We start from the raw sequence: 8,140 nt of genomic DNA, 5'->3' as shown, positions 1-8,140 counted from the left end.
TGTTACATCATTCACATGTCTTTTACTTTACTGGTAAGAGTTATAGACTGAAGAAGCACGATTCTAAAAGTGGAAAGAAATAGAATAATACCGGCAATCATTATTGATTCACGGAGTGGAAGATTTTGGGGGGCCAGTCCCCCCAAAAATCTGGAACGTTTGATTGAGTGGAAAATAGGAACTATTAAAAGTATGAAATGTTATATGAAGGTGGGTCAAAATTGGTGGGAAAATGGGGTCCATTTTCAACGGGAATCTTCATACATAATCTTATAGATTATATACAATAAAAAATCGCCTGCGTGGGCGTTTATTTTTAATGGGATACTGTCCGATAGTATGTTTAACGAGAATTGTAGTGAAGACAGTGTATTAATTTAACAGAAGTTCGGGACTTTTCCGACAATCTCTGATTACCTATGATAATCATCATCACACTCATCTGTTGATAAATATTTATACAGACGACACGTATAAATGGTATTGAGTAAATTAAATCAATATTGGCAATGGGGGTTAACCGGCAAAAGTGCCTTCATTCAGATGTACATTAATATAAATTCCTATAAGCCAGACACTAAATATGTAATAATATCAAAGAGGTAATATTAATATGAATGTTAAAATAAAAATACGAACTTCGACATTGTTAGTAATATTTGTAATAGCAATGCTCCTATCTACAGGCGTTGCAAGTGCAGTAATGCAAATTACGCTGAACGGTTTCCGTGCCAATGAAGGCGGCGGGGGTTTACTCGATTTAGGGTGGACTGGAGGCAACCTCGGCAACACATGGGCTGAAGGTGAGTGGGTACCGTACAAACTTGTTCTGACAAACGTCCAGGATGATTATCCAGATCTGGATAATCTATACATCAACATCTCCTATGATTTCACAAATTCAAATAAAAGGTTTGTTGACCTTGTTCGGGGTATCCAGGCAGACACAACCGATTTGAATGATTCACAGGGTTGGCCATATAATGGTGGAGATGCATATCTTTTAACGACACGTGCACAGATTGAAGCAGCTCAAAATGATATTGACAATACACCACCGCTGGATAATAATTGGGCCGGTTTTACCCTTCTGAATCTTCCACCGGAACAGATTAACAGAGCTCTTGACGGGGGTATTGGCACGCCTACAGATGCAGTACGCATGTTTATAATTACAAAACAGGATTTGCTTAATGCTGGTATCCCAGAGACCGCAAATACGATTGTAATCTACTGGCAGTTACATGAGTCACGTTCATTTATCTGGAACAACACATTGCAGCCAGGTTATGATGCATCCCCGACCAATGACTGGGGCGGATATTTGTATAATATGTCCGGCTTTAGCACTGATATGAGATTAGGTTCAAGTTACGTGCCAGGATCTTCAGGGCACATCCATCTGGAATCACTCAGTGGCAATAAGGACGTTCCTATCCCTATCCCCACGGGGCTTCCAGGCTCGATAAGTGGATACAAATGGCTGGATGAAAATATGAATCAAATGCCTGACCCTTCAGAACCAAGGCTTTCAAACTGGGAAATACAGGTATATGGAAATATTGAGGGAATCGATTTTACTACATCGGTTTTAACAAACGGACTTGGTGAATATCACTTCCCTTACCTTACTACTGGAACCTGGATTATATACGAAATACTCCAGTCTGGTTATTTGCAGACCTATCCTTATGGTGGAATTACACACCAGCAGGGAACTGGCATTAACGTAACAGAAATCTATTCATATACATCCCTATACCAATCGAGTATGGAAATATACGAAAATGTGGGACCTTTCGGATGGGGAGTGAATTTGACACTTCAACATGACCTCCAAGGTGATATGAACTTTGGGAATTTCTTTGCACAACCGAATTTGAGCATTACCAAGACTGCGGACAATAACATCTCCAAGGTAGGCGATACTGTTAACTATACTTTCAATATTAGCAACACCGGAAATGTAAACCTCACTCTCAACAGTGTCAATGACACCGTACTGGGTAACATATCTTCACCCTTTCCTGCAACATTAAATGTTGGGCAATCAGTTACAGTGATTGTAGGATATGAAGTACAAAGTAACGATTCTGACCCACTCTACAATGAAGTGACTGCAAATTATTCAGTTCAGGGTATGAGCACATCGGTAACAGCTACTGCAAACCATTCTGTCGACCTAGTTCATCCTGCTATTGAGGTTACCAAGACCGCCAATACCAGTATCTCCATGGTAGGCGATACTATCAGGTTCAACGTAACGGTGAACAACACAGGCGATGTTGCCCTGGTACGTTACAGCTTCACCGATACCTATGCCGGTGATATCTCAGGCAACTTCAGTACTGGACTTGGTGTTGGTGAACAGCAAAGCTACGAGTACGATTATATTGTACAGGAAGGCGACAGTGATCCCCTGAACAATACTGCTGAGGCACACTACCGCGTCGAATCACTTTCAAACGACATCACAGACAGCGATTCAGTTGAAGTCGACCTGGTGCACCCCAATATGACACTTACCAAGACAGCCAGTCCAACAGCCGGTTATGTAGGCGATACTATTACATACACAATAGTAATCAACAATACCGGCGATGTACAGCTCGATCGGATAAATGTAACAGATTCGTTGATGGGAACTATCACAGACGATTTTCCGGCTGTTCTTATGCCAGGAGAATCGGCCACGGTCAACAAGATCCGGCCAATAGCCCCCACTGACCCCAATCCACTGCAAAACACTGTAACAGCCTTCTACCAGGTTAACAGTCTTCCCAACATCATTGTACGTCAGGATAGTGCTGAAGTCGAAATACTTCATGGAGATTTCCGCAAGGAGTTCACCAACGCTTCAGTATACAACGAGTCTTCTGGCGAATGGGAGCCACTGACCACACCATGGGTACCGGTACAACAATTGATCAAATGGACAGTTACTTTCTATGTACCCAACATTGCAGGATACAACATGAGCAATGTTCAACTGGTTGACCGCTTCGGCGCTGAACTGGACCATGCTGATTGGAACATAACCACCCCAGGAAATTACAGCTATACTGAGTCACAGGGTACGGTTGACTTTGTGTATGCCAAAGCCAAGCAAATGCCGCAGTTAAGGGTATACTGGGACATAGGCGAACTGGCCAGTGGAGAGCAGGCAATACTTTCCTTTGAGGTAGTAACCAGATTAAATCCCTCAGGCAGGCAGGAATATACCAGCGACGGCCTGAAAATTCTGAACTCTGGTGCCGTACTCAAATGGAGGGATGAGTATTCAGTGCAGCACAGCAGGTCCACTGCATCATGGTATGTGATGGCAGGTGAATACTACGGTGCCGTAGTTGGAGTTGTGAGTAATAGTTCTACAGGCATGCCGATTAAAGGTGCTGTATTACAGCTGAACAACACTTCAGCTAATCCAGATGAGTATGTAGGATCTGTAGAAACTGACCAGCATGGGTTCTACTATTTCCCTGATGTGACCCCCGGGAATTATTCCGTGATATGCATGTCAGAAATTAAGCCCGTAGAAGTTACAGGTGGCAACATCGAAATAGTGAACTTTACATAATCTGGTCTTGGCATATATGAGATGAAGGGGGTACAACATCCCCTTTCATTTCACTTTTTTTTCTCACACAATTCAATACACATAGTATACTACTTGTTAGCACAGGCTTTCACAATCCTTTGTCCCCTGTTAACTGCAGCTCGCTTTAATCGCCCACCGCCGTCGTGCGCACACCCTCTCCTGTGCTGCTCACCACAAACCTCCGTGCATCGCCCAAGATATCACAACAGCATGACTACATCCGGACGGCGGTTTGTGGCATGCCGGCTGGAGTTATCAGTCCTTAATCCCTCAACTCAATACACTTATGATACTGATGCGGCGCATGCGACCTCACGACCCGCCTATCCACACACTTCACCCTTCTTTTCTGTCGTCTGGCTGCAGCCTCCTCAATGAGCGCCCACGACGTCCCATACAGGTCATCCTCAGGCGTAATATCATAGAAATGCACCATTCCTCCGACCTTTGCCGCCAATATACCCGAATCCCGAAACTCCCGGGCTGATTGGGGCAGGTTCATAATACCATGATCCGCCGCATATTCCAGCTTCACAGCGGCATGCCTGGCATCATCCTCAACTGCCCTCACGTTCTCAAGCCCGTTCATCCATATATTCTCCTTAAGCAGCCCTACCGCAGCAGGGTTTTTGTCCACAGCCACCAAGCTGGCATCGGGCACGGTCCTGCCAATCAGTATGCTGAACGACCCAACACCTGCGAACAGGTCGACCACGCACTGCCCCGTCTTCACAGTATCTGCCACCCTTTAGCGTTCCGTTCCCAAACAGCCTGAGAAATATGTGCCGGCCAGGTCCACCCTATACCGGCACCCGTGTTCCTTATGTAAAGTATGGGTCCTGAACTCGCCTTCAACAGGGCTTGCCGCTCCCAGCACTATCTTGAGGGATTATTGTTTAGAATTGATGGATTTCATATAAAAATTTATTTGATAAATACTATCTAATCATTGCAAACGAATCTAACATCGATAACCATGAATCTGCAACTACCATTCGAAAAACCACAGTATCTTTAGATATTCCAAAAACGCATCCAGTGGAATCTGTGAATCCAAATGAAACACCCATCACTTCAGACCCCAAAACGATCATCCTAAAAGCACTTCAAAATCCAATCAGCAGGGAGCGCCTGAGTAAAATAGTCCAGCCGGGAGATAAAGTATCCATCATCGTCAGCGATACCACCCGTCCGGTCCCGACAGCGTTGATGTTGCCCCCGCTTCTCAATAAACTGCTCGCTGCCAATGTGGAAAAAGAGGACATCACTATAGTCTTTGCCCTGGGTATCCACCGGTATCATACAGAAAAAGAAAAACGCAGCATAGTAGGCCAGGACATCTATCAAGAATAATAATGCATTGACCACACTATCGAACAGTGTGACAATCTTGGCACCACCAGTCGCGGTACACCTGTTGAAGTGTTCAGGCCCGTAGCTGAGTCGGACATAGTCATCTGTACCGGGAATATCGAACATCACTACTTTGCAGGATATACCGGCGGGCTAAAGGCGGTACTACCAGGAGTTCGTTCCCGCCTCTCCATCGAAACCAACCATGCCCTCATGACCGAGCAGGAAACAGCCCCCGGTAATCCTGACTGCCCGGTGAGGGCAGACCTGGAAGAAGCAGGAAAAATAGTTGGCGTGGATTTCATATTGAATGTAATACTGAACACGAACAAGGACATTGTTGGTGCGGTGGCAGGTCATCCAGTAAAGGCACACAGGGCAGGGGCCGCTATGGTAGATGCCATGTACAAACAGGAGGTAGAAACGGCCGATATAGTGGTGGTATCCCAGGGGCGGTGGCCTAAAGATATCAACCTGTTCCAGTCCCATAAGGCACTGGAGCATGTTAAGGCTGCAGTGAAACGGGGCGGGTCTATCATTCTCGTAGTCCGGTGCAATGAAGGACTGGGTGATACGATGTATGAGCAATGGCTCTATACTACATCGGGCCCGCAGGATGCCATAAGGCGGCTCAACCAGAGCTTCATGCAGGGCGGACATAAAGCAGCGTTGATAGGTAAGCTGGCAGAGGAGTTCGAACTTTACCTGGTGTCTGAATTGACGCCTGAGGTTGCCAGTAAAGCATATTTTAAGCCAGCGATAAGTATTCAGGAAGCATTTGAATCTGCTGCATTACAATACGGTCCGGATGCACGGGTCGTAGTTGTACCATACGGGGGATCGACGCTGGTTGTGGATAAATCCAAATAGATCAGTCAAAATAGATCACAACCAGGAAATGATACACTATCACATAAAGTACCAGTAATAAAAAGGTAAACACCAGGCTTTTTTTCCATTCCTTGTTCCAGTTTGCTCCAAAAAAAAGCCCTGTAATAAAGCCTATAGCATGTGATATATATGCAACGTTACCTGATTGTATGGAATTAACTGCAACCAGATTAAAAATAAAGAACAAAATTGCCAGGGGTCCTATGGGTGAAAGGAACCTGCCTGAAATGCTGGCTTCCCTGACAAGTAATACTACAGCCATTAAGGTAAATATGGCAGCAGATGCTATCACCATATTTGAATTTGGATAAAAGGGAATGCTTATTATGAAGGTAAGAATTCCTCCCATTGGTGATCGGTTAAGGGATTTTACCTTAAACGCATGTCGTTTTTGAGTGAATATAATCATATGATTTTCCACCAAATATTAATAATCGCATGTTATAGCCCCGAATATCAAATCATGTTTTTAGTCAATAATTTACTAAAATATTGGCAATTTATCACGATTCATCACTTAACCGATCACGCATGGAATTCCTCCTGTAAAAAATGCAATTCCTGTGCGTAGCGGTCCTATTTCGTCTTCGAGGAACGTACCGAACAGGTAAAGGAATACCATATTCCCTGCAAGATGAAGAAAATCCGCATGGACAAAAATGGCTGTAACTAATGTGTAATAATTCCCTCTCATCAGGGTCATTAAACTAAAAGCAAGGTTCAAGTCGGGATTTATCCATGCGTACAGGCTTATGCTGGTACACAAAAATATGAGAAAATAGGTAAGTTTCATTTTTTTATTGTATATAATCTATAAGATTATGTACTCAAGTAAATCCGACCGACGGGAGGATTTTCTTGTTTTAATTTCGATTATTCTTTTTTAATTGTACATAACGTATAACTTTTTGTACTCAAGTTAATCCGACCGCAGGGAAGATTTTCTTGTTGTACATAACGTATAACTTTTTGTACTCAAGTTAATCCGACCGCAGGGAGGATTTTCTTGTAAAAGAATCCCCTGCGCGGTCCATAACCTCACCGAACAGGTCAGTTCCCAGTGCATCCACTCCCACAATAAGCGGCCCGAATTCCTCTACTTCCAGCACCCACACAGCCTCAGGCATCCCCAGGTCAAACCAGTGCACATCCCTCACATCCTTGATCATATCCACAGCCAGAGCCGCACACCCACCGGTATATGCGAGGTACACGCACCTATCCTTCAAGACCGGGGCAATATCCTTCATGCCATCCTTGCCGATAATGGCCCTGACAGTATAGTTATCCAGCAATGCAGGTGTCATGTCAATCATTCTGGCACTGGTGGTGGGTCCTGCCGCCACTGCCCGCCATCCCTTACCTTCTTGCTGCATCAGGGGCCCACAGTGATAAATGGCGGCACCCTCAAGGTTAAAAGGCAGGGCTTTTCCCTCATCGTTCAACTCAAGTATTCGTAAATGAGCCTCATCTCTTGCTGTATAGATGATGCCTGAGAGGTAGACTATATCCCCTGCCCGCAATTCCATACTATCATCCCTGTTCAAAGGTGTGGTTAGGTGGTATTCAGTCATGTCCCGCCTCCAGGGTCACAGATGCGTGCCGGTTGGCCCAGCACTGGATATTCACGGCAACGGGCAGCGAGGCTGTATGACAATGTGCTTTTTCCACATGCACGGCCAGCGCAGTCGTCCTGCCGCCCAGTCCCATGGGACCGATACCCAGCGAATTGATAGCCTCCAGCAATTCCTGCTCATACTCGTCCATATCGTCAAGGTCACGCAGCAGCGAGCGCTTGGCCAGCCTGGCCGATCCTCGAGCGTTTGGGACGCTTGGACCGCGGTTCGAATCCGCGCTGTCCCATTTGATGTTTTTTTGTGGGTGGTTTATGGTTGGGAAGATTGATTTACGTCCCGACCCAGGATTTCAAGGATGCTCAAAAATTATATGACCACATCGAAAAAAATGAAGCAGAGAAGGCAAGGAAAGTGTTTATAAATTATTTTTAAATTATCTTTATCCACTGATACATAAGCCATTCTACCAATAAGATAGCAACAAATAGTTCTGTAACTGCCAATAGTCGGATAAGATAGGCTGCTGCAAGAGTTCCATAATAATATTCTGGATGTCCCTAACCCAAATATTCAATGAGATTGTGGATTGCGATTAATGGCACTATCCCATAATCTAGTGATTTCTTCAATTTTTTGCAAACGAAATCAACCAATCTGTTAATTATACTTCTTTTACCTTCCTTGATCGTTAAAATTATGCCTCATCTCACGATAAACTTAA

Annotated in this window: 6 protein-coding genes and 2 pseudogenes; 2 read left to right on the top strand and 6 right to left on the bottom strand. The window is 44.6% G+C overall.

Annotation, left to right across the window (positions count from 1 at the left end):
• Nucleotides 1-670: 670 nt before the first annotated feature.
• Nucleotides 671-3,577: a DUF11 domain-containing protein gene (locus K0A89_12445; GenBank protein MBW6519292.1), complete on the top strand. Its 2,907-nt coding sequence runs from the start codon at nucleotides 671-673 to the stop codon at nucleotides 3,575-3,577.
• A 283-nt stretch (nucleotides 3,578-3,860) separates the two neighbouring features.
• On the opposite strand, the gene K0A89_12440 is transcribed toward K0A89_12445, so the two are convergent.
• Nucleotides 3,861-4,331: a methyltransferase gene (locus K0A89_12440; GenBank protein MBW6519291.1), complete on the bottom strand. Its 471-nt coding sequence runs from the start codon at nucleotides 4,329-4,331 to the stop codon at nucleotides 3,861-3,863.
• Nucleotides 4,332-4,346: 15 nt separating this feature from the next.
• A complete protein-coding gene (locus K0A89_12435; protein ID MBW6519290.1) occupies nucleotides 4,347-4,475 on the bottom strand; it encodes a hypothetical protein in 129 nt (42 codons plus the stop codon).
• A gap of 89 nt (nucleotides 4,476-4,564) precedes the next feature.
• On the opposite strand from K0A89_12435, the pseudogene larA reads away from it, so the two are divergent.
• Nucleotides 4,565-5,821: pseudogene (gene larA, locus K0A89_12430) on the top strand (nickel-dependent lactate racemase).
• 1 nt (nucleotide 5,822) lies between these two features.
• On the opposite strand, the gene K0A89_12425 reads toward larA, so the two are convergent.
• From K0A89_12425 to K0A89_12410, 4 genes and pseudogenes are all read right to left on the bottom strand, one after another.
• The gene (locus tag K0A89_12425; GenBank protein ID MBW6519289.1) at nucleotides 5,823-6,191 is read right to left on the bottom strand and encodes a rhomboid family intramembrane serine protease; all 369 of its coding nucleotides are present in this window, start codon (nucleotides 6,189-6,191) and stop codon (nucleotides 5,823-5,825) included.
• Nucleotides 6,192-6,359: 168 nt separating this feature from the next.
• Entirely contained in the window at nucleotides 6,360-6,635 is a 276-nt protein-coding gene (locus K0A89_12420) for a rhomboid family intramembrane serine protease (protein ID MBW6519288.1), read from the bottom strand.
• A gap of 187 nt (nucleotides 6,636-6,822) precedes the next feature.
• On the bottom strand, nucleotides 6,823-7,416 hold the full coding sequence (locus K0A89_12415) for a FumA C-terminus/TtdB family hydratase beta subunit (GenBank protein ID MBW6519287.1): 594 nt from the start codon (nucleotides 7,414-7,416) through the stop codon (nucleotides 6,823-6,825).
• Nucleotides 7,409-7,654: pseudogene (locus K0A89_12410) on the bottom strand (fumarate hydratase). Before K0A89_12410 ends, K0A89_12415 begins: the two are co-directional and overlap by 8 nt.
• Between the last annotated feature and the right edge of the window lie 486 nt (nucleotides 7,655-8,140).

This window comes from ANME-2 cluster archaeon (assembly GCA_019429385.1).
Taxonomy (GTDB): domain Archaea; phylum Halobacteriota; class Methanosarcinia; order Methanosarcinales; family Methanocomedenaceae; genus Methanocomedens_B.
The sequence above is the reverse complement of the archived record's forward strand: the minus strand, read 5'-3'. Positions and strand labels throughout refer to the sequence as shown.